This is a genomic window from Novosphingobium sp. GW821-FHT09E05 (assembly GCF_059416165.1).
Window position 1 is genome coordinate 292,786 of record NZ_JBWKOQ010000001.1, and the last position, 22,390, is coordinate 315,175.

General features: G+C 69.4%; 18 protein-coding genes. 5 read left to right on the forward strand and 13 right to left on the reverse strand.

The window, feature by feature from the left end; all coding sequences use genetic code 11:
- Position 1: 1 nt before the first annotated feature.
- Both AC07M9_RS01380 and AC07M9_RS01385 read right to left on the reverse strand, forming a co-directional pair.
- Positions 2–1,336, reverse strand: a complete 1,335-nt coding sequence (locus tag AC07M9_RS01380; protein WP_494880699.1) for an anti-phage deoxyguanosine triphosphatase — start codon at positions 1,334–1,336, stop codon at positions 2–4.
- A gap of 226 nt (positions 1,337–1,562) precedes the next feature.
- Complete coding sequence (locus AC07M9_RS01385; protein ID WP_494880701.1) at positions 1,563–3,083, reverse strand: UxaA family hydrolase; 1,521 nt, start codon at positions 3,081–3,083, stop codon at positions 1,563–1,565.
- A 73-nt stretch (positions 3,084–3,156) separates the two neighbouring features.
- Between AC07M9_RS01385 and uxaC the strand changes: the two genes are divergently transcribed.
- Together uxaC and AC07M9_RS01395 are read left to right on the forward strand one after the other, a co-directional pair.
- Positions 3,157–4,599 (forward strand): glucuronate isomerase, encoded by a 1,443-nt coding sequence (uxaC, locus tag AC07M9_RS01390; RefSeq protein ID WP_494880703.1) that lies wholly within the window; start codon positions 3,157–3,159, stop codon positions 4,597–4,599.
- Positions 4,596–6,026 (forward strand): mannitol dehydrogenase family protein, encoded by a 1,431-nt coding sequence (locus AC07M9_RS01395; protein ID WP_494880705.1) that lies wholly within the window; start codon positions 4,596–4,598, stop codon positions 6,024–6,026. Before uxaC ends, AC07M9_RS01395 begins: the two co-directional genes overlap by 4 nt.
- Before the next feature lie 48 nt (positions 6,027–6,074).
- On the opposite strand, the gene AC07M9_RS01400 is transcribed toward AC07M9_RS01395, so the two are convergent.
- The 3 genes from AC07M9_RS01400 to AC07M9_RS01410 form a co-directional block, all read right to left on the reverse strand.
- Complete coding sequence (locus tag AC07M9_RS01400) at positions 6,075–7,109, reverse strand: LacI family DNA-binding transcriptional regulator (protein WP_494880707.1); 1,035 nt, start codon at positions 7,107–7,109, stop codon at positions 6,075–6,077.
- Between the two features lie 137 nt (positions 7,110–7,246).
- Positions 7,247–8,245: an alpha/beta hydrolase gene (locus AC07M9_RS01405; RefSeq protein WP_494880709.1), complete on the reverse strand. Its 999-nt coding sequence runs from the start codon at positions 8,243–8,245 to the stop codon at positions 7,247–7,249.
- A gap of 74 nt (positions 8,246–8,319) precedes the next feature.
- Positions 8,320–11,229 carry a TonB-dependent receptor gene (locus AC07M9_RS01410; protein ID WP_494880711.1) on the reverse strand — a complete coding sequence of 970 codons (2,910 nt, stop codon included), beginning with the start codon at positions 11,227–11,229 and terminating at the stop codon, positions 8,320–8,322.
- A gap of 239 nt (positions 11,230–11,468) precedes the next feature.
- Here AC07M9_RS01410 and AC07M9_RS01415 point away from each other — a divergent pair, with 239 nt between their 5' ends.
- Both AC07M9_RS01415 and AC07M9_RS01420 read left to right on the forward strand, forming a co-directional pair.
- On the forward strand, positions 11,469–12,818 hold the full coding sequence (locus AC07M9_RS01415) for a pectate lyase family protein (RefSeq protein WP_494880713.1): 1,350 nt from the start codon (positions 11,469–11,471) through the stop codon (positions 12,816–12,818).
- 44 nt (positions 12,819–12,862) lie between these two features.
- Positions 12,863–13,216 carry a cupin domain-containing protein gene (locus AC07M9_RS01420; protein WP_494883861.1) on the forward strand — a complete coding sequence of 118 codons (354 nt, stop codon included), beginning with the start codon at positions 12,863–12,865 and terminating at the stop codon, positions 13,214–13,216.
- Between the two features lie 569 nt (positions 13,217–13,785).
- Here the strand turns inward: AC07M9_RS01420 and AC07M9_RS01425 are convergent.
- From AC07M9_RS01425 to AC07M9_RS01460, 8 genes are all read right to left on the reverse strand, one after another.
- Complete coding sequence (locus AC07M9_RS01425) at positions 13,786–14,346, reverse strand: fasciclin domain-containing protein (protein WP_494880715.1); 561 nt, start codon at positions 14,344–14,346, stop codon at positions 13,786–13,788.
- Positions 14,347–14,429: 83 nt separating this feature from the next.
- Complete coding sequence (locus tag AC07M9_RS01430) at positions 14,430–15,131, reverse strand: anti-sigma factor (protein WP_494880717.1); 702 nt, start codon at positions 15,129–15,131, stop codon at positions 14,430–14,432.
- Positions 15,124–15,687, reverse strand: coding sequence for a sigma-70 family RNA polymerase sigma factor (locus AC07M9_RS01435; protein ID WP_494880719.1), 564 nt, complete (start codon positions 15,685–15,687; stop codon positions 15,124–15,126). Before AC07M9_RS01435 ends, AC07M9_RS01430 begins: the two co-directional genes overlap by 8 nt.
- 119 nt (positions 15,688–15,806) lie before the next feature.
- Positions 15,807–17,357, reverse strand: coding sequence for a carboxylesterase/lipase family protein (locus AC07M9_RS01440; protein ID WP_494880721.1), 1,551 nt, complete (start codon positions 17,355–17,357; stop codon positions 15,807–15,809).
- A 138-nt stretch (positions 17,358–17,495) separates the two neighbouring features.
- The gene (locus AC07M9_RS01445) at positions 17,496–18,506 is read right to left on the reverse strand and encodes a sugar kinase (RefSeq protein WP_494880722.1); all 1,011 of its coding nucleotides are present in this window, start codon (positions 18,504–18,506) and stop codon (positions 17,496–17,498) included.
- Position 18,507: 1 nt separating this feature from the next.
- Positions 18,508–19,263, reverse strand: coding sequence for a 2-dehydro-3-deoxy-D-gluconate 5-dehydrogenase KduD (kduD, locus tag AC07M9_RS01450; RefSeq protein ID WP_494880724.1), 756 nt, complete (start codon positions 19,261–19,263; stop codon positions 18,508–18,510).
- Between the two features lie 128 nt (positions 19,264–19,391).
- A complete protein-coding gene (kduI, locus tag AC07M9_RS01455) occupies positions 19,392–20,228 on the reverse strand; it encodes a 5-dehydro-4-deoxy-D-glucuronate isomerase (RefSeq protein WP_494880726.1) in 837 nt (278 codons plus the stop codon).
- Between the two features lie 59 nt (positions 20,229–20,287).
- Positions 20,288–21,325: a LacI family DNA-binding transcriptional regulator gene (locus AC07M9_RS01460; RefSeq protein ID WP_494880728.1), complete on the reverse strand. Its 1,038-nt coding sequence runs from the start codon at positions 21,323–21,325 to the stop codon at positions 20,288–20,290.
- A gap of 270 nt (positions 21,326–21,595) precedes the next feature.
- Between AC07M9_RS01460 and AC07M9_RS01465 the strand changes: the two genes are divergently transcribed.
- Positions 21,596–22,384, forward strand: coding sequence for a 2-keto-4-pentenoate hydratase (locus AC07M9_RS01465; protein ID WP_494880730.1), 789 nt, complete (start codon positions 21,596–21,598; stop codon positions 22,382–22,384).
- Positions 22,385–22,390 lie beyond the last annotated feature (6 nt).

Below are 22,390 nucleotides of genomic sequence, written 5' to 3' on the forward strand. Positions count from 1 at the left end.
GTCAGAGCCGGTCGAACACCGAGCCCATGCGCGGGCTGAACAGGCGCTCGTACGTCTTGAGCAGGTGCGTGTCGGTCATCGCGGAGATGTAGTCGCAGATGACGCGCGGGTCGGCGCCGCGCTCCAGCCGCGCGCATTCGTCGCGGGGGAGCAGGCGCGCCGGGTCCGCCGCCAGCGCCTCGTATACCGCGACGACCATCGCCTGGCCCTTGAATTCGAGCTGCTGGACTTCGGGGCTGCAGATCACCTCGCGCACCACGAAGCCCTGCAGCGCGTCGAGGAAATCGCGGCGCGGACCGCCGAGCGCCGCCCGCCAGCGCAGCAGCGGCTCGCGGAAGCCCTTCTTCTCGACATAGGCCGCGCCGGTCAGGAAGTGGTGGACCATGCGGCTGACGAAGCGCTTGCGGCCGTTGGCATCGCCGAACAATCCGTCGACCAGTATTTCGAAGACGTTGTTCTCGCTCTCGCCCGGGTACTTTTCCTTGAGCGCGTCGAGGAACGAGGCGCAGCGGCCGTCCATGGCGGCGGCGAAGGCGTCCTTCGTGACCAGACCCAGGGCGATGGCGTCCTCGAGGTCGTGGACGCCGTAGGCAATGTCGTCGGCGACATCCATGATCGTGCAGTCGAGCGACTTGTGCAGCGTGCGCGCATGCTTGCCGGGGACCTGTTCCAGCGTCTGGAACCTGTCGCGCTCGGAGGGGGAGAGGGTGGCGAGGATCCAGTCGACCACGTCCTGCTCGCTGTCGAAATGGCACTTGGGCGGCTTGCAGGCCTTCGGGTCGAGCACCCGGATCGTCGAGGGCCCGTCGAGCAGTTTCGGCACGATTTCCGGGTTGCGGGCGGTGGACCACGCCACCGGGTACTTGAGCACGCCGAGCATCGTGCGGCGGCACAGGTTGGCGCCCGCGTTGGCCGAGAAGCTCTCCAGCCGGGCGAGAATGCGCAGCGTCTGGCCGTTGCCCTCGAACCCGCCGTGGTTTCTCATGCAGTAGTTGAGCGCCACTTCGCCGCCGTGACCGAACGGGGGGTGGCCGAAATCGTGGGTGCAGCCGATCGCGTGGATCAGGCTGCGGTCGGGCAGCAGCGCGGTGGCCGTGTGATCGGGAAACGACTTGGCGAGCTGGCGCGCGAGGCCCCCGGCGATCTGCGCGACTTCGAGGCTGTGGGTCAGGCGGGTGCGGTAGAAGTCGCTGTCACCGAGGTTGAGGATCTGCGTCTTGCCCTGGAGCCGCCGGAACGAGGCCGAGTGGATGACGCGGGCATAGTCGATGTCGCCATCCTCGCGGGCGTCCTCCGTCTGCGGGTTCCAGTTCTCGCGGCGCGCCTGCCAGCTCATGTTGTCACCATGTGTCCGGCTATTCCAGCTGGCGGGGGAATGGGCAAGCGACCTGACGGCACAAAAGCCCGTCGTCCCCGCGAAAGCGGGGACCGCTGGCAAGGTCGCGCGCGTTGTCGGCTGGGCGGTTGCTGGCGGGTGGCTGTTGGAAAGCCCTCGTCTCAAGAGTACCCAGCGGTCCCAGCCTTCGCGGGGACGACGGGCTGTCTTTGATAAGGCTCCAGCCCTAAAGCGTGACGCCCCGCTTCCAGATGCCGATGGCGCGTTCGTCGTTGCTTTCGTTGCGTGCGGGCTCGCCGCTGGCGATGGCGAGGATGCGGTCGAGCAGCGCCTCGGCGGCGGCTTCCATGCCGATGTCCAGCACCATGCCGGCGTCGAAGTCGATCCAGCCGGGCTTGTGGGCCGCGAGCGCGCTGTTCGACGCGATCTTGAGTGTCGGCACCGGACTGCCGAGCGGGGTGCCGCGCCCGGTCGAGAACAGCGTGATGGTCGCCCCCGCCGCCGCCAGCGCGGTGGTGGAGACGGCGTCGTTGCCCGGCGCTTCCAGCACAGTCAGGCCGTTCGTCGACAGCCGCTCGCCGTAGCCGATGACGTCGTGGATCGGCGCGAGGCCGCCCTTCTGCACGGCGCCGAGCGACTTCTCCTCCAGCGTGGTGATGCCGCCGGCGATGTTGCCGGGGCTGGGGTTCTCGGACACCGGCTCGCCGTGGTCGATGAAGTAGCGCTTGAACGAATTGACCAGCGCCGAGAGCTTGTCGAACACCTCGCGGCTGGTGGCGCGTTCCAGCAGCAGCGTCTCGGCGCCGAAGATTTCGGGGATTTCAGTGAGGATCGCGGCGCCGCCCGCCTGCGTCACCGCGTCGGCCATGAGGCCGATCAGGGGGTTCGCGGTCAGCCCGCTCATCGCGTCGGAGCCGCCGCACTTGACGCCGAGGCGCAGCTTCGAGAGCGGCACGTCCTCGCGACTGTCTCCGGCCATCACGCCGAGCAGTTCTGCGATTCGCTTTTCACCGGCGGCGAATTCGTCGCCCTCGGACTGCGCGCGCAGCACGCGGATGCGGTCTCGCCGCTCCTCGGGAATGCGCGTCAGGAGCGCGTCGAGCTGGTTGGACTCGCAGCCCAGCCCCAGCAGCAGCACGCCGCCCGCATTGGGATTGAGTGCCAGCGAGGCGAGGATCGCCGCCGTCCCGTCGAGGTCGGCGCCGAGCTGCGAGCAGCCAAAGGGATGGTTGAAGGCGTTGACCGCATCGACGCCGGGCGAGGCCATCGCGTTGCCCTTCTGCGCCAGCCGCTCGCCCAGCCGGCCGACGCAGCCGACCGTGGGGAGAATCCAGAGCTCGTTGCGGGTGCCGACGCTGCCGTCCGGCCGGACGTAGCCCTTGAAGGTGCGCACGGGAGCGGCGTCGTCCTGCACGACGTCGCCCTGCGCCCCGGAGAAGGCGTAGGCCCGCTCGCCCGCCAGCGCGGTCTTCACGTTGTGGACGTGGACATGCTCCCCCACCGCGATGTCGCGCGTGGCGCTCCCGATCGGCGCGCGGTAGCGCCGCACCGGCGCGCCCGCCGCGATCGGGGCGACCGCGAACTTGTGTCCCCGGTCGACCGCATCCAACAGGTGCACGACCTGCCCGCCCACATCCACGTCCTCCCCCGCTTCGAGCGGACGCAGCGCGACGGCCACATCGTCTTCGAGCGCGGTACGGATGGCGACGGGCGGGGCGGCGACAGGGGCAGCGAGAGTTTCGACCATGGCCGCCGAATACAAGATTGCCAGCGCTGGCACAACTGGGTAATCGTCGCCCCGCGCCAAGGAGTCCCCACCCATGTCCAAGCTTTCGCTGCACCCCGACCGCCTGTTTCCGGCAGACCCGACGACGCGGGCCATCGCCCGCGCGCTCTACGCGGAAGTGGCCGACGCGCCGATCATCAGCCCGCACGGGCACACCGACCCCGAGTGGTTCGCGACCGACGCGCCGTGGTCGAACGCGACCGAGCTGCTGCTGGCGCCGGACCACTACCTGTTCCGGATGCTCTATTCACAAGGGGTCGCGCTGGACGACCTCGCGGTGCCCCGGCGCGGCGGCGTCATGCCGGCCACCGACCCGCGCGACGCTTGGCGCCTGTTCGCCTCGAACCGCCACCTGTTCCGGGGCACGCCGTCGAGCATGTGGCTCGACCATGTCTTCGCCGACGTGTTCGGTTTCGAGGTCGCGCTCGATGCGGGCACGGCGGACCATTACTACGATGCGATCGGCGAGGCGCTGGCCTCGCCCGCGTTCCGGCCGCGCGCGCTGTTCGAGCGGTTCAACATCGAACTGCTCGCCACCACCGAAGGCGCGGGCGACGACCTCAAGCATCATAAGGCGATTGCGGCCTCGGGCTGGAAGGGCAGGGTGGTCACCACTTATCGCCCGGATTCGGTGATCGACCCCGAGCACGATTCCTTCACGCGCGACCTTGCCCGCTTCGCCGACCTGTCGGGCGAGAATATCGACAGCTGGACCGGCTACCTCGCTGCCCACCGCAAGCGCCGCGCTGACTTCCGCGCGATGGGCGCGACCGCAACCGACCACGGTTTCCTCACCGCGCGCACCGCGAACCTCTCGCGCGCCGAGTGCGAGGCGCTGTTCGCCAGGGTAATGGGCGGGAAAGCGGACGCCGGCGAGGCCGAGCTGTTTCGCGCGCAGATGCTCACCGAAATGGCGCGCATGAGCCTGGACGACGGCATGACCATGCAGATCCACCCCGGCGCCGCGCGCAACCACAACGCCGGCCTGTTCGAGAGCCATGGCCGCGACAAGGGCGCCGACATCCCGCGCGGCACCGAATACGTCGAGGCGTTGCGCCCGATGCTCGACCTGTTCGGCAACGAGCCCGACCTCAAGGTCATCCTCTTCACGCTCGACGAGACGACCTATGCGCGCGAACTGGCACCGCTGGCCGGGCACTATCCGTGCCTCAAGCTGGGCCCGGCGTGGTGGTTCCACGACAGCCCGGAAGGCATGCGCCGCTTCCGCGAGATGACCACCGAGACCGCGGGCTTCTACAACACCGTCGGCTTCAACGACGACACCCGCGCGTTCCTCTCGATCCCCGCGCGCCACGACGTCGCCCGGCGCATCGACTGCGGTTTCCTCGCCCGCCTCGTCGCCGAGCATCGCCTCGCCGACTGGGAGGCTGCCGAACTGGCGCAGGAACTGACCACCGGTCTCGTGCGCAGGGCCTACGGGCTCGAGGCTCCGGTGCGCGTCATGGAACCGGCATGACGCGGCTTTCGAATGGTGCGCTGGGCGCGCTGCCCGCCGGAATCGCGCGGCCGGGGTACGACCGGAGCGCGGTGAAGACGGGCGTCGTCCACTTCGGCCCGGGCGCGTTCCACCGGGCGCACCAGGCGGCGGCGTTCGACACGCTGCTGGCTTCCGACCCGCGCTGGGGGCTGACGGGCGTGAGTCTCAACTCGCGCGGCGTGGCCGATGCGCTGAACCCGCAGGACGGGCTCTACACGCTGGCGCTGCTGGAGGAGCAGGTCGACTACCGCGTGATCGGCGCGATCGGGCGCGTGCTGACCAAGGACGAGCCCGCCGCGATCCTCGCCGCGCTGGCCCATGCCGACACGCGCATCGTCAGCTCGACGGTGACCGAAAAGGGCTACTGTCTGGGCGCTGATGCGGCGCTAAATTTCGCGCACCCCGCGATCGCGGCGGATATCGAGGCCTCGCGCGCCGAGGGCTGGGTGCCCGGCTCGTTCACCGGCTGGCTGGTGCGCGGCCTTCAGGCACGGCGCCTTGCGGGGCTGCCGGGCGTGACCGTGCTGTCATGTGACAACCTCACCGACAACGGCCGCAAGCTGGAAGCCGCGACGATCGCGCTGGCCGAGGCGATCGACCCGGAGACCGCGCGCTGGATCGCGGAGAATGTGGCGTTCCCCAACGCGATGGTGGACTCCATCACGCCCGCGACCGACGACGCCCTGCGCGCCCGCATCGCCGCCGCGACCGGTCTTGAGGATGCCTGGCCGATCCAGCGCGAACGCTTCACGCAGTGGGTGATCGAGGACCGCTTCGCCGGGGAACGCCCCGCGCTGGAACTGGCCGGGGTGACGTTCGCGGGTGAGGTGCGGCCGTTCGAGACCGCCAAGCTGCGCCTGCTCAACGGGGCCCATTCCTCGCTCGCCTACATCGGGCTCGGCCTCGGCTTCGAGACCGTGGCCGAGGCGATGGCGGACCGCGAACTCGCCGGTTTCGCCGAGCGGCTGATGCGCGAGGACATCGCGCCTTCGGTCACCGCGCCGCCGGGGCTCGACCTGCCGGGCTATATCTCGGACGTGCTTGCGCGCTTCGCCAATCCGGCGATCCGGCACCTGCTGTCGCAGATCGCCTGGGACGGGTCGCAGAAGCTGCCGTACCGTCTGCTCGACACGGTGCGCGATGCGCTGGCGGCGGGGCGCCCGGTCGCGCGGCTGGCGCTGCCGATCGCGGCCTGGCTGCGCTTCCTGGACCGCGCCGCGCGGGAGGGGCATTCGATCACCGACCCGATGGCCGGGGCACTGCTGGAGCGCGCGGGCGACTGGCGCAGCGTCGTCGCCCTGCGCGAGATCTTCGGGGACCTCGGCGGCGATCAGCGTTTCCTGCGCACGGTAGAGGGCGGTCTGGCGGCGCTGGAGGCTGGGCGTCTGGAACCACTGCCGGCCTGAGTTCCGAAAAAAGCGGGGTCCCCGCGGAGGCGGGGACCCCGCTTTGCTTCAGTCCGGCGCAGGTCCGGTGGTCTCCGCCGCCAAGATCTCGAGCGCTGCCTGGAACGGCGGCGGCGGCTCCCGACCTTCGACAAGGGCGATGAGCCGGTCGGCCGCGGCTGCCGCCATATCGCCGAACGGGCGCAGCACCGAGGTCAGCGCCGGGGTGAGCATGCGCGTCAGGATGCTGCCGTCGAAACCCACCACCGAAAGCTCGGATGGCACCGCGATCCGCCGCCGGGCCGCGACCTTGAGCACGCCGGCGGCCATGATGTCGTTGGCGGCGAAGATGCCGGTCGGCCGGGCGGGCAGGTCGAGCAGATGCTCGGCCGCCGCCACGCCCGAGGGGAAATCGTAGTCGCCCGGCGCTTCGGCCACTTCGGCCCCGACGTGCCGCGCGGCTTCCTCGAGGAAGCCCATGCGGCGTTGCTGGGCGGAGGCGACGTCGGCGGGGCCGTTGACGATGCCGAGCCGCCGGTGGCCGAGGCCCAGCAGGTGCCGCGCCACCAGCGCGCCCGCCTCCCGTTCCTCGCTGACGATCACGCCCGAAAAGCCGTCCAGCGGCACCGAGGACAGCGCCACCGCGGGGACCTGCGCCGCGCCCAGCGCGGCGGCGAGGCCGTCGAGGCCCGAGATCGGCGGCAGCACCACCAGCCCGTCGACGCGCGAGCGCTCGACGAAGGCGAGGACGTCGGCGATCGCCGCGTCCGGCTGTACCGGGGTGGGGTGGACGATCACCTCGTAGCCGCGCGCCGCCGTCAGGGCGACGATGCCGCGCTGGATGGAATCGAGTACGAGCGCGTTGCGGTCGTTGTGGATCAGGCCGATCAGGAACGAGCGGCGCATCGCCAGGCCCCGTGCGCGCAGGCTGGGGCGGAACCGCAGCTGCGCGATCGCCGCCTCGATGCGGGCCCGCGTTTCCGCATTCACCTTGGGCGACTTGTTGAGCACGCGCGAGACGGTGCGGATCGACACGCCCGCCGCCGCCGCCACATCGTCGATCGTGGGCTCGCCTTCGCGTTGTCTACCGGGGGACGCCTGCATCGTGGTATCTCTATGGCATGGCGCCGGGCGATCAAGCTCGGGCCGCCGCCGCCCGGTTCTTTCCGGGTGAGAAGTGGTTTGGCGGCCCCCTGTCGCCGGCTTCGACGACGGCGTTGTTTCCCGGCCCGGCGCGTGCCTCAGCCGAACCCCACGGTCCGGGCCCAGGCACGCCAGAGGTCGGGCCAGACCTCGACCGGCTTGCCGATGGCGCGGCGCAGCCCGAAGCCGTGGCCGCCGTTGGCGAACAGGTGCGCCTCGACCGGGATTTTGCGGGCCTTCAGCGCGGCATGCAGGCGCACCGTGTTTTCGGCCGGGACGACGTCGTCGTCCTCGGCGTGGAGCAGGAAGTGGGGCGGGGCGTCCGCCGGGACGTTGCGGTCCGGCGAATGCGCGGCTTCGAGCGCGGGCGTGGGCGCGGCGCCGAGCAGCAGGTCGCGCGAGCCGGGATGGGCGATCGCCGGGTCCATGCTCACCACCGGGTAGATCGGCGCGGCGCAGAACGGCCTGGCGGAAAGCCGGTCCGCCGCGTCGACCGGATCGTAGACTTTCGCGGCGAAGCGCGCGCCGAGGTCGGCGCACAGGTGTCCGCCGGCGGAAAAGCCCATGGCGGCCACCCGCTCCGGGTCGATGGCGAAGTCCCGCGCGCGGTGGCGGATCAGGCGCATGCCGCGCTGGGCGTCGGCGAGCGGGGTGTCGGGGCCGCTCGACCAGCCTTCGCCCGGCAGGCGGTAGAACAGCACGAAGGCGGTGAAGCCGCGCGCGGTCAGCCAGCGGGCGATCTCGTAGCCTTCCTTGTCGACGACGATCCACTTGTAGCCGCCGCCCGGCGTTATCATCACGGCGGAACCGTTGGGCCGGTCGGGGCGGAAGACGGCCATGCACGGCCGTGTCACGCCGTAGACGGCGCGGTCGGTGACGAGTGCGTCGGAGGAGCGTTCGTTGACGGTTTCGGTGAGGGGCGAGGCGAGCGTCGCGGGTGGACCCTTGGGCCACAGGTCGATCGTCTCGGTCGGCTGCGGCAGGCCCGGCGGCAGGGCGTTCGATGCCATGGGCGGGGCGGTCTGGGCGCTCGCCCGCGAAGCAAGTCCGGCAGCGGCGAGGGAACCGGCGATGAGAGTCCTGCGATCGAGATCCAAGGGGCTTCCCCGTGCTGCCGATGCTGAAAAGAAAAGGAGCGTGGCCTGCGCAGGCCACGCTCCAGTCGGAGGGATCAGATCTTCGCGCGCGCGCCGAACAGGATGGTGCGGCCGAAGTGGTTGTTCTCGTAGTTGCGGGTCTCGAACTTGTCGTTGTAGCGGTAGCGGTAGGCGTCGGTCAGGTTGTTGCCGTCGATCGAAAGCTCCAGCCATTCGGTCGCCTTGTAGCGCACCGCCGCATCGACGCTGGTGTACGAGCCGTAACCCTCGAAGACGTTGCCGGTGGCGCTGCCCGCGTCGGTGAACGGGCTGCGGTAGCTGACCGAACCGCGGATGCTGAACTTGCCGTCGTCATAGTACACCGTGGCGTTCCAGGCGCGCTTCGACACGCCGTAGAGCGTGTTGGCGTAGACCGCCGTGACGCCGGTGAGCGCGCAGGCGCCCGTCGTCGCATTGCGGGTGCAGGCCGAGGTGGCCGGCCCGGTGATGGTGTAGTCGGCGCTGCTGTCGACGAAGGTCATGTTGCCCTGGAAGCCGGTGTGGCTGAGCAGGCCGGGCAGGAAGGTGAAGGGCAGCTGCAGCGCCACTTCCACGCCCTTGAGCGTTGCGCCCGAGCCGTTGACCTGCGACGAAACCACGTATTCCTGGTTCGGATCGTAGTTGATGTAGGCAGGCGTGCTCTGGCCGAGCACATCGCGGCCGAGGCCGAGCTGCGGCAGCGTGGCGACATACGTGCCCGAGACCGGGAAGCTCTCGATCTTCTTGATGAAGCCTGCGACCGAAAGCAGCGACTGCGGCGCGAAGTACCACTCGACCGAGGCGTCGAAGTTGGTGGCGCGATAGGGGTCGAGGAACGGGTTGCCGAAGGTGACGCGGTAGTTGAAGCCGTCGACCGAGCCGCCCGGGTTGAGGTTGCCCAGCGAAGGACGGGTGATGACCTTGGCGATCGCGCCGCGCACGATCACGTCGTGGTGCGGATAGAACGCGAGGTTCATCGACGGCAGCCAGTCGTCGTAGGTCCGCTCGACGGTGGCGGCGACGCCTGCGGTGTAGCCGGTCGAGGTCTGCTTGGTGTGGGCATAGCGCATGCCCGCGTTGCCCGCGTACTCGAGGCCGAAGAGCTCCCCCTTCACGTCGAACTGCACGTATCCGCCCGAGGTTTCCTCGCGCACGCGGCGGTTGTTGCCCAGGTCCTCGATGGCGGTGCGGCCGTAGAGGTTGGTGTAATCGGCCGCATTGGCGATGTTGCCGACGAGCCAGGACGAGGTGGTGCCGGCGGGCTGGCCGGCGTCGCCGAGCTTGACGAGGTCGGAGATGTCCGAGGTCACGGGCAGGCCGTAGACGGTGGACGAGCACGTGACCGTGCCCAGGATCAGGTCCTTCGTACCGTTGGCGCCGCAGGCGGCGGTGTCACGCTGGAACAGCTGGGTGCGGAAGTCGAATCGCCGCCAGACCGCGCCCGCCTTGACGGTGAAGCCTTCGGTGAGGTCCCATTCGGTGCGCAGCTGCGCGGTCTTGAACTGGTTCTTCACGTAGGAAGGACGGTCGCGGATTTCGGCGAGCTGGAAGTTCGCCGGGTTGGTCACGTCGAGGTCGTAGCTCAGTACCGGCGACTTCATGTCGGTATAGTCGTAGCTGAAGCCGTTGGCGTTGCGGTTGTCGTAGGCGATCGTGGTCTCGACAGGGATGTCGGCATTCGACTGCGAGAAGCCGCCCACCGCGGTGAAGCGGAAGGTGTCGGTGACGTCCTGGTCCCAGGTCGCGCCGATCTGGTAGAACTCGGTCTCCGACTTGCGCAGGTAGCTTTCGGTGCGCACGTAGGCGTTGTTGAACGTCGCGCTGACCATGTTGCCGCTGTCGTCGTAGACCGGGTCGACGACGTTGAAGCGGCGCTCGTTCGAACGGGCGAGCACTTCGAGCCACTGCTCCTTGCGGTCTTCCTTGAACGAGGAATAGAGGCCGTCGATGGAGATCTTGGTGCGGTCGGTCGGCTCGAACTGGATCGAACCGGTCAGGCCGAGACGGCGGCGGTCATGCTCGACCTTGCCGTAGCGCGGGATGCGCGGGTGGAACGAGAGCGAGGCCGCGTCGCAGACCGCCGAGGGGCGGTAGCTGCCGCCCGAGTTGACGGGCGTGCCGCCGGTCGCGCCGGGCACCGAGTAGAAGCACGGGTTGCCGTCGACCGAGTTGAAATAGGCCTGCGCCCAGCGCACGGTGTTGTTGCCGCTTTCGATCGTGTCGGTGTGCGAATAGGCCGCCGACAGGTTCACGCCGAGCGTGCCGGCGTCGTTCTTCCACGAGACCAGGCCGGCGATGCGCGGGCCGACGTTGTCCGACAGGTCGTTGTACGAGCCTTGGACGTTGAGCACGGCGGTGAGGCCGGTCTTGCCCGCCAGCGGGTTGCCGGTGTTGAGGTCGACCACCGCGCCCAGCGAACCTTCGTCGAGGCTGGCTTCGGCGGTCTTGTGGACGACCAGGCTGCTGAACAGCTCGGAGGCGAAGACGTTGAAGTCGAACGAGCGATCGCGGTTGGCCGAGGCGCCGTCCGAGCTGGTGGTGATCGTCTCGAGCCCATTGACGCGCACGCGGGTGAACTGCGCGCTCAGGCCGCGAACCGTGATCGCGCGGCCTTCGCCGCCGTCCTTCTGGATCGAGATGCCGGGGATGCGCTGCAGCGATTCCGCGAGGTTCTGGTCGGGGAACTTGGCCATGTCCTCGGCCACGACGGCGTCCACCGCCGAGATCGACTCGCGCTTGACGTTGAGCGCCGCCTGCAGCGACTGGCGGAAGCCGGTGACGACGATCTCGTCCGCCGTCGCCTGGTCGATCGCCGCTGCCTCGGCATTGGCCTGCGCCGCGGCATCGGTGGCGGTGCCGGTGGTTCCGGTCGCGTCCTGTGCGAATGCCGCGTGCGGCAGGGCGAGCGCGCTGCCGGCGAACAGAGCGGCTTTCAAAAGCGAAATTCCTGAAACATGCTGGCGCATGACAACATCCCCTCACGGCCTGACCGGCCAATTGATACCGGTGTCAGAAAGGAGCGCGGCCATGCCTGCTCTGTTCCGGCACCTCTCTACTCCCACCCCCCTGAAGGGGCACTCAGGCAATCTCCCGATCGCCTCACCCGTTCCAAAGATCGTCCTTGCGAGCAGTGGTAACCGGTGTCATTAGTTAGTGCCGCAGGGAGGTCGCCCTGTCAAGAACCTGTGCCATTGGGAGATCGGCAGTGAAAATCCGCAGGCTGACAAGCCGTGTCCTTCTTACTTTCGTTGCGTTCACGCTGGTCCCCGGCGCCGCCGGCGCGCTGCCGTCCGACCCCACGCAGGGCGGCGACGGCGGCCGGATCATCCGCGTCACGACTCTGGCCAAGGACGGCCCCGGCTCGCTCAAGGCGGCGGTCGAGGCCAAGGGCAAGCGCGTCGTGGTGTTCGAGGTGGGCGGGGTGATCGACCTCGAACGCTCGATCCTCGACATCGACGAGCCCTACCTCACGATCGCCGGACAGACCGCGCCGTCGCCGGGCATCACGATCATCCGTGGCGGCATCGATCTCAGGGGCCACGACGTCAAGATCAGCCACATCCGCGTGATGACCGGCGTCGACGGGCAGGCCAAGCTCTCGGGCTGGGAGGCCGACGCCTTCTCCACCGTCGCCGCGCACAACGTGGTGGTCGAGCACTGCAGCTTCCTGTGGGCTCTTGACGAGAACATGTCGACCTCGGGCCCGCGCTTCACCGGCAAGACCGTGAAGGAATGGCGCGCGGCCACCAGCCACGACATCGTGTTCCGCGAGAACCTCGCCGCCGAGGGGCTTGCCGATGCCAGCCACCCCAAGGGCGAGCACTCCAAGGGCACCCTGATCCACGACAACGCCACCCATATCACGCTCTACCGCAACCTCTATGCCCACAACATGGAGCGCTCGCCGCTGGTGAAGGGCGGGGCGCAGGTGCTGATGGTCAACAACATGATCTACGACCCGGGCCACCGCGCGGTGCACTACAACCTCATGAACCTCGAGTGGGAGGGGCACGACTACGTCACCGGCGAGATCACCGCGGTGGGCAACGTCATGCGCGCCGGCAACTCGACCGCGCTCGGCCTGCCGTTCCTGACGCTCGGCGGCGACGGCGACCTGGCCTATTACGGCAAGGACAACATCAACGTCGACCGCTGGGGCAATCCCGCGCCCACTTTCGGCCGCTACGGCGTGACCAGGGCGAAACTCATCGAGAAGTCCGCGCCGCTGACCCCGCTTGGCGACCTCGAGGTCATGCCCGCCGCCGAGTTGGAGACCAGCCTGCTCGCCTCGGTCGGCGCGCGGCCGTGGGACCGGGCGCCCGACGACATCCGCGTGCTGTTCTTCGTCGCCGAAGGGCGCGGCGAGATCATCGACGACGAGAAGGTCGTCGGCGGCTATCCGCATCCTTCGCCGACCCGCGCCGCCTTCGCCGAGAAGGACTGGAACCTGGGCCCGATGACCCCGAAGTCCGGCCGATACCCCGGCCAGAAGGCGGGCGCGCAGGAGAAGCTCTCGGCGCGCGACAAGGAAATGCGCGAAGGGGCGGCCAAGTGATCGCCGCCCTGCTGCTGGCGGCGGCGGTGACCACCGCCCCGCCGATGGCGGTCATCGACGAGCGCGACACCGTACGGGAGGAGGCCCCGCCCCACGGCGCGATCGGGATGAGCACCGCCTACCGCATCTCCGACGCCGCCCCGGCGCCGCGCGCGATGGAGTTCCGCCGCCGCGTCCTCCACCTCGGCGCGGCGATCGGCGAGCATCCCATCGCCCACGACGAGGTCTACTACGTGGTCTCGGGCGAGGGCGAGGTCGTCTCGGACGGGAAGCGCGCGGCGCTGAAGCCGGGCATGACCGCCTACCTCTACGACGGCGCCGTCGTCGGCATCCGGCAGCAGGGCGCCGAGCCGCTCTCGCTGATCATCGCCTACCCGAACCCGCCCAGGGCGAAGTAACCCGCGCCTTGCCCGGCCCGGCGCCGGGCGGGACCGCCATCCGCCGGTCCCGGCGGCCAGCCCACCGCCTCCGGGCGCGTCACAAGGCGACACGAGGTTTACACGGTTTACACGGTCCAGGGCGGAAACTGCCCCCCGAGGCCCGGAATGTGTCGCCTTGCGCCGAAAAAGTGTCGCCTTGCGGGTGCCAGGTGTCGCCTTGTGCGCCGAATGTGTCGCCTTGTGCGGGCAGAAGTGTCGCCTTGCGGTGCCGGGCGGCACCTTGCGGGCATCGCGAAGCAGGCAGGAACGGGCTGGCGGGGTCATGCGCCGACCCTATGCCGGGCGCCGGCATGTAGGAAAGCGGACTGCCGGGCCTGCCGCTGCCGCAGTTCTCCCGCGTCGTGGCTGCTTACGACACTGGCCGCCATTCGCTGATGGCCGGCGGCGTGCACCTCACGCCATGTCATCGCGCCGGGCGCCGGGACAAGACGCCCGGAGTATGGTACCTGCCGCCGTCAGCGGGGGCTGAAGACGGCAGCAGGCACCCGGCTCGGCGCGCACATGGGGAACGCGCCGACCGATCGGCATCAGGGCATCAGCACGCTGTCGATGACGTGGATCACGCCGTTGGACTGGTTGACGTCGGCAATGGTGATCTTCGCCTTGCCGCCCTTGGCATCGACGACCCACCAGCTACCGCCCGGGCCCTTGGTGACGGTGAGCTTTTCGCCCTGAACCGTGGTGAGCGTGGCCTTGCCCTTGTGCATGCCGGCGTTCTTGGCGAGCATCGCCGCGCTCATCTTGCCGGCGACGACGTGATAGGTGAGGATCGAGGTCAGCTTGGCCTTGTTCTCGGGCTTGACCAGCGTTTCGACCGTGCCGGCAGGGAGCTTGGCGAAGGCTTCGTTGGTCGGTGCGAAAACCGTGAACGGTCCGGGTCCGGACAGCGTCTCGACCAGCCCGGCAGCCTTTACGGCGGCGACCAGAGTGGTGTGGTCCTTCGAGTTCAAGGCGTTCTCGACGATGGTCTTCGTCGGGTACATTTCCGCGCCGCCGACCATCGGGAAATGCTTCGTGGCCGCGGCCGCGCCGGTGGCGAGCAGCGCCGACCCGGCGACGACGAGACCGATCTTCTTGAAGTTTGGCATCCTGGCTTCCTTCTCCGACGACCCCAAAATGCGGGGTTCGCAAGGAGCTACGAGCCGAGGTTCGCGGCGGATGCACCGGCGGTTCAGATCGTCGAAATTTTTCCTGCGGCGATCGGTGCGCTGCTCGGGGCATCGTGCGGCGCGCCGTCGCGTGGTTCGAGCGTGATCGCCAGGGTCGCTCCATCCTCGAGCAGGCCGCGATGGCCGGCGGAGACCGCGACCCTGGTGACGCCGGACGGCGCCACCAGGCCCAGCGATCGCGGCACCCCGTCAGCGGGGATCACCCAGAGTTCGGGAGCCAGCGCGCTCTCGGGCAGGCGCATCGCCCGGATCCGCAGGACGCCGCCCGCCGGATCGTAATTCGCCGCGAGCAGGGCCGGCGCGCCTTCCGCGCCCAGTTGCGCGACGGCCGCCTGATCCGGGGCGCGGACGATCTCTATCGGCGTGGGTGCCGGGCGCAGGACGATGATGGCGGCGAGCGATGCCGCCAGTGCGCCGCTGGCGATCGCGCCCAGGCGCCAGCGGCGCAGCCGCCGCCGGAATCGGTTATCGTCGCCCGGCCCCAGGCGACGCTGGATCGCGGACCACAGCGCCGGGGCAGGGTGCTCCTCGAAGCTGGAGCCAAGGGGCGCGAGACGGCGGTGCCATGCGGCGACAGCAGCGGCGAATGCCGGATCGGACAGGCGCAGCCGGTTGGCGCGCGCGCGATCCTCTCCGTCGAGGATGCCCAGCGCGAGTTCGCCCGCAAGGACGTCGCGATCGTCGGGGCCCAGCGTGTCAGTCATCGCCCACACAGCCGCGCAACTGGATCAGACCGCGCCGCACCCAGCTTTTGAGCGTACCAAGCGGCACTGCCATCGCCTCGGCCAGCTGGCTATACGTCAGCCCGTCGAAGAAGGCCGCCCGGATAGCGCTGCGCGGACGATCTTCCAGCATTTCGAGACAGTCGAAGATCCGGGCCCGCTGCTGTGCGCCTTCGATGAGTTCGGGCGCAAGCGGGCTGGTGTCCGCCACGGCGGCGGCGGCGCTGTCGGGAAGATGCACCGTGGCGTTGGCGCGCCGCCAGTCTATGGCGGCGTTGCGCGCGATCGCGCAGAGCCAGGTGATCGGGCTTGCCCGGTTGCCGTCGAACCGGCCGGCGCGGTGCCAGATTTTGATATAGACTTGCTGCAAGACATCCTCGGCGGCTTCGCGATCCTGGCAGATACGCAGGCAAACGCCGAATAGCTTCGCGGAGGTGGAATCGTACACCTCGCGCAAGGCGGCCTGGTCTCCGTCCGCGACGCGCGCAAGGGCGGACACCAGTCGCCGCCTTCCATCATTGCTCCCGGTATCGGCCATTGTCCCCAGCCTATCCGAGTTTGCCCGACTTGCCAGCTTTTCCGAGCATACATCCCGGGGGCCGTCCTCGCCATGGATGTCCCTGCCCTTGCGGCGAGCCTCGGGGGCTTCGCCGCCGCTCAGCTGCCCGGCTGGACGTAGGGCGCGGTGGCCCAGAGTTCGCGCTGCCAGCGGCGGGGGTCGTTCACGAGTCCGGAGGTCTCATCGAAGACCATCGTCGCGCGGTCGGGCAGGCGGTAGGGGGACCACTCGGCAAGGCCCGGCCGGCCGGTCTTCGCAAGGCCGGTGAAGGCCTGCATCATCTTGGTCCCGAGCGCCCGCGCGGCGGCGTCGGTTCCTGAAAAACTGCCCGGCGCGGCCTGGGTGCCGAAGACGTAGGGGATGTCGTCGGTGTGCGCCGCGCCGCGCAGGGGATCGACCGGCGAGCGGCGGTCGAGCTGGTATACCCAGGTCGCCGCCGCGCCCGCCGCCGCGCGCGCGTCGGCCTCGATCACCTGACCGGGCCACGAGCGGCCATCGGTGGTGGCGGCGTAGTAGACCTGCTCGGGCGTCCAGCCGGGCTCGCGGGCGCGGTACTGCTCGACCACCCAGACCGGATCGAGGTCGATCTTGATCTCGGGCAGGATGCGGGCGGCGAGGTTGTCCCAGTTCAGCCCCTGCAGCTTGGGCCCGCGCGGGTCGAGGAAGGCGCGGGTCTCCTCGCGCACGTTGCCCAGGATCATCGGTATCCGCAGCGACTGCGGCGCGGCATCCGGCCAGAACGGGTGGCGCGGCAGGTTGGTCATGTCGAGCACCGGGCCGAAATAGATCCCGCCGCCCATCACCGGGTCGGCGGCGCCGAGGCCCTCGACCAGCCGCTCGACCGGCATGGCGCGCAGGGCCTCGACGTCGCCGGGCGCGAGTTTCAGGGCGCGCATGAACGCCTGCGTGCGCGCCCAGGCATGGGCGGGGCCGCTCGCCTGCACCTGCTGGCCGCTCATCGTTGCGGCCGAGTGGAACAGGCCCTGCGCCGCGGGCATCGCCATGAGCGTCGCGATCTTGGCGCCGCCGCCCGACTGGCCCAGCACCATCACCCGCGCCGGATCGCCCCCGAACTGCGCGATGTGGTCGCGCACCCATTGGAGGGCGAGGATCAGGTCGAGCTGGCCGAGGTTGCCGCTGTCGGCAAACTGCGCACCGAAGGGCTTGAGCCAGGCGTAGCCGAGCGCGTTGAGCCGGTGGTTGACGGTGACCACCACCACGTCGCCCTGCGCGGCGAGGTTGCCGCCGTGGGTCAGCGGGTCGGTGACCGAGCCGCCCGAATAGGCGCCGCCGTGGAAGTAGACCATGACCGCGCGTTTGGCGCGAGGGTCGGCCTCGGGCGTCCAGACGTTGAGGAACAGGCAGTCCTCGGACTGCGGCTCGTCGCCGGAGCCGCGCTGCGGGGCGAGCGGGCCGAAGGTATCGGCGGCGATGACGGGGCCCTCCCACGGCTCGGCGACGGCGCGGGCGAAGCGGGCGGCGCGGGCGTAGCGGATGCCCTTGAAGGTCTGCACGCCGTTCTCGGTCAGACCGGTGTAGCGGCCGACGCGCGGGGCCTTCACGGTGCGGGCGAGGAGCGGGGCAGGGGCGACGGCCGCGAGGACCGCTGCGGTTTTCACAAGGGTGCGGCGTGTGATGGGGGTGGTCATGCTACTCTCTCCCTACTCGCGAAAGCGGGGATCCCGCTTGGTCTTCAGCAGTCGCGCACGAGGAAGCGGGGCCCCCGCTTTCGCGGGGGCAACTAGGCTATGAAATGCAAACTCAGCTTCGCCTTCGCCGACCGCCCCCTACCGCCGCACGTCCCCGCCGCTGGCCGAAAACGCTTCCAGCTCGGCCGGGCCGATCAGGCACATGTCGCCGGGCTGGGTGTGTTTGAGCACGGTGTAGGCCAGCCCCGCCTGCGCGGTGGCGACGAGGTCGGCGCCGGCGAGCCACTTGTGGAGGACGCCCGCCGCGAAGGCGTCGCCGGTGCCGATGCGGTCGACGATGCCGGTCACGTCGACTTCGCTGGTCTGGTGCGCTCCGTCACGCCCGTCGATGCGCGCGGCGATGCGATGGTGGCCGGCGTTGACGATATGGCGCGCGGTCGAGGCGATGAGTTGCAACTTCGGGAACGCCTCGAAAGCGGCGAGGGCGGCTTCGCGGCGGCGGTCGGACCCGTCGCCGGAGAAGGCCGTGCCCAACAGCAGAGAGATGTCGCGGTGGTTGCCGATCATCACCGTGGCCGACTGCATCAGGTCGGTGAGGATCGCGCGCGGGTCGCTGTCCCACGCATCCCACAGCATCGCGCGGTAGTTGCCGTCGAAACAGATGGGCACGCCGGCGCTGTTGGCCGCGGCGACGGCGGCTTGCGCAAGCGCGACGCCTCCGGGGCCGAGCGCCGGCGTGATGCCCGACAGGTGGAGCAGTCGGGCTCCCTCGAGAGCGGACGCGAAGTCGAAGTCGCCGGAGGAGGACCCTGCGAAAAGACTACCCGCGCGATCGTAGGTGATCGACGAAGGCCGAAGGCCCGCTCCGCTCTCAAGGAAATAGAGGCCCATGCGCCCGGGGGCGCGGCCGATATGCGTGGTGTCGATGCCGGCGGCGCCGAGCGCGGCGCGGGCCTTGTCGCCGAGCGGGCTGGTCGGCAGGCGCGTGAGCATCCTGACGTCGTGCCCCAGCGAGGCGAGCCCCGCCGCGACGTTGGCTTCCGCGCCGCCGACGACCAGGTCCAGCGCGTCACACTGGACCGTCAGCCTGGCGCCGGGCGTGGCGAGGCGCAGCAGCACTTCGCCGAAGGTGACGACGTGTCCGCTCACCTCAGCGCGCCAGCCAGCCGCCGTCGACCGCCAGGACCTGTCCGGTCACGTAGTCCGAAGCGGCGGAGGCGAGGAACACGGCGGCGCCGGCGATGTCCTCCGGGCGGCCCCAGCGTCCCGTCGGGATACGCTCGAGGATCTGGCGGTTGCGCGACTCGTCGGCGGACAGCGCGGCGGTGTTGTTGGTGGTGATGTAGCCGGGAGCGATCGCGTTGACCTGCACACCCCTGGGCGCCAGTTCGTTCGCCATCGCCTTGGTCACGCCGCCCACGCCCGACTTCGCCGCGGCGTAGCTGGGCACGCGGATGCCGCCCTGGAAGGTCAGCAGCGAGGCGATGTTGACGATCTTGCCGTAGCCGCGCGTCGTCATGCCGCGCGCCGCGCCCTGGCTCAGGAAGAACAGCGTCTTGAGGTTGGTGTCCATCACCGCGTCCCAGTCCTCCTCGGAGAACTGCAGCAGATCGTCGCGGCGGATGATGCCGGCATTGTTGACGAGGATGTCCACCTTGCCTAGTCCGGCGACGGCCTCGTCGATAACGCGGCCGACCGGCTCGATGCTGGAAAGGTCGGCCTTGATGTTGACGGCCTTGCGGCCCGTCGCGGCGATCAGGTCGAGGGTTTCGGTGGGCTCGCTGCGGCCCGCCACGGCGACGTCGGCGCCGGCCTGCGCCAGAGCGACCGCGATGGCCTGCCCGATGCCGGTGTTGGCGCCGGTGACGAGGGCGGCCTTGCCCGCGAGGTCGAAGGAAATTGCCATAAGTCTGATCCTGATCCCGTCATTGCGCTCCGGCCCCGGCCGGAAGAGGCGATCCGGGGCGGCCTGTTGCCGGCGCCCCCGGATCGCTTCGTCGCTTTGCTCCCCACGCTGGAGGAGCGTGCAAGCCCCTACTGGAGCTGGCAGATATCCAGCACGTTCATGTCGGTGTAGTCGAGGTTTTCCCCGCCCATCGCCCAGATGAACGCGTACTTCTTGGTGCCCGAACCCATGTGGATCGACCACGGCGGGCTGATGACCGCCTCTTCGTTGGCGATCACGATGTGGCGCATCTGGTCGGGCTCGCCCATGTAGTGGAAGATGCGGTCGTTCTCTTCCGGCAGCTCGAAGTACAGGTAGATTTCCGAGCGGCGGTCGTGGAGGTGCGGCGGCATCGTGTTCCAGACCGAGCCTTCCTCCAGCACGGTGAGGCCGAGCAGCAGCTGCGCGCTGTCGCAGACGCCGGGAATGACCAGCTGGTAGATCGTACGCTGGTTCGAGTTGGCGAGGTCGCCGCGCGCCAGCGGGTTGGCCTGGTCGAGCGTGATGTGCTTGATCGGCAGCGCCTTGTGGGCCGGAACCGACGCGATGTAGAAGCGTGCGCCCTGGCCTTCGAAGATCACCTCGTTGGTGCCCATCGGCACGTAGAGGCATTCCTTGTTGCCCATCTCGAAGCGCTGGCCGTCGACGGTGATCGCGCCCGGGCCGCCGATGTTGGTGATGCCGGCTTCGCGGCGCTCGAAGAAGGACTTACCCTCGGCGCTCTTGGGCACGGTCTGGAGCGGCAGAGGCAGGGGCGTCGCGCCCGGAACCGCGCCGCCGATGATGAAGCGCTCGTTGTGCGAGTAGTTGAGGTTGACCTCGCCGTCCTTGAACATGCCGGTGACGAGGTAGCGGTCGCGCAGTTCCTCGTTGGAGACGCACTCCATCATGTCCGGATGGGTGGCGTGGTAGGTCTTGCAGAACACGTCGAACTCTCCCGTTCAGATCTCTTGGGAGAACTCGTATCCGCTTTAGGTAACCGGTGTCAACGCCCCTCGGTCTTGGCCTGCGCGGGATAGGTGACGGCCGATGCGCGGCGGATCAGGTCGGAGGGGAACATCGAGGGCTGGGAGGCGGCGGAGGTCGGCTCGATCAGCTTGAGCGCCGCCGTGCTGGCCATCGTGCGGATCGGCCAGCGCACCGTGGTGAGCGGCGGCCAGATGTGCGCGGCGGTGGCGGTATCGTCGAAGCCGATGATCGACAGGTCCTCGGGAACGTCGAGCCCGCGCTCCTTGGCGGCGTGGAGCAGGCCCGCGGCCATCTCGTCATTGCTGGAAAACACGGCGGTCGGCGGCTCCTGCGCGGAGAGCAGCTGCTCACCCGCCGCGCGGCCCGATTCGAAGCGGTAGGTGCCGCGCGCCATGATCGCGGGGTCGGGGGTGAGGCCCGCCTGAGCCATGCCGTCGGCGAAACCCTGCTGGCGTTCGCGCGCGGAGCGGAAACCCTCGGGGCCGGCGATGAAGCCGATGCGGCGGTGGCCCAGTTCGGCGAGCCAGCCCACCGCCTCGCTCACCGCCTGCCGGTCGTTCGAGGCGACCAGATGCTCGTCGTCGTCGAGCCTGGCCGAACCCATGCGCACCACCGTGCAGCCGAGGTCGCGGCAGACATCGGCGATGTCGTCGCGCTCGGACAGCGGCGGCAGCAGCATCACGCCGTAGAGCCGCTGCTGCTCGATGAAGTGGCGGATGTCGTCGAGCAGGGTGGGCGAGTGGCGGTCGACCGGGCGGACCACCAGCGCGAACTCGGTCCTGCGGATGGTGTCGAGGATGCCCTCCTGCACGCCGAGCACCATCTGCGCGTTGGGATTGTCGTGGATCAGGCCGATCAGGAAGTTGCGCCGCAGCGCCAATGCGCGCGCCTGCGGATTGGGGACGTAGGCGAGATCGGCGATCACCGCCTCCACCTTCTCGCGCGTGGCCTCGTTGAGCAGGGGCGATTTATTGATGACCCGGCTGACCGTTTTCTTGGACACCCCGGACAGCCGCGCGACGTCATTGATGGTAGGTTTCTGCCCTTTTGCCATACGGCGATCTTCTGACCTCTTGTTCGTCACGATTTTCCGGCTTGCGCTCCACCGAGGCAAAAGGCAAGATGACACCGGTTACCATTCCGGGAAGCCCATGGTCGACGGCGGTGCATATAGCCGCCGGATCGCGCCTGGGGACAAGCGGCGCGGACGGTTCATCGCTCCGGCGGCAACCGGCCCGCCCTCCGGTGACACCGGTTTCCCCGGTGGGTGGCCTTTTCCAGGCGCAGCGATCGGCTGTGACAGATCTTAAGTGTGGGGATTGGCTTGACGGATAAGGCAAAGGCAGTGGCCGAGGCGTTTGTGGCGGCCCGGCGCGAGAAACGCGCGCTGGCTTCCTACCCCGGCGAGGCGCCGAGGGAGCTGGGCGGCGGCTATACGATCCAGGACATCGCGATCGGCATCGACGGACGCGCGATCGCCGGCTGGAAGGTCGGCAAGATCAACCCGCCGCTGGACGAGCAGCTCGGCAGCAACCGGCTTGCCGGACCGATCTTCGCGGACAGCGTGGTCGCGGTGAGGGCGGGCGAGGCGCCCGATATGCCCGTTTTCGCGCAGGGCTTCGCCGCCGCCGAGGCGGAGTTCCTGCTCCACGTCGCCGCCGGCTGGGACGGCACCGTCCCGCAGGACGACGCGGCCACCCGTGCCGTGCTCGACGCCGTGCACATCGGCATCGAGGTCGCCAGCTCGCCCTACCCCGGCATCAATGCCGATGGCCCGCCGGTGACGGTGTCGGACTACGGCAACAACTATGGCATGATCGTCGGCCCCGCGCTTGCGGGGTGGGAGACGGCGGACTTCAACGCCATCGGCGTGCGCCTCGAGATCGACGGCGAGGTCGCCGGCGAGGCCACCACGGCGGCCATGCTCGACGGCCCGCTGGGCGCGGTGCGGTTCCTGCTCGGCAACCTTGCCGCGCGCGGGATCGACGCCAGCGGCGGCACCTGGGTCTCGACCGGCGCGGTCACCGGGGTCCATCCGGTGGTGCCGGGCCAGCAGGTCCTCGCCACGTTCGAGGGGCAGGGCACCGTCGCCTGCGGCATCATCGCCGCCTGAGGAACA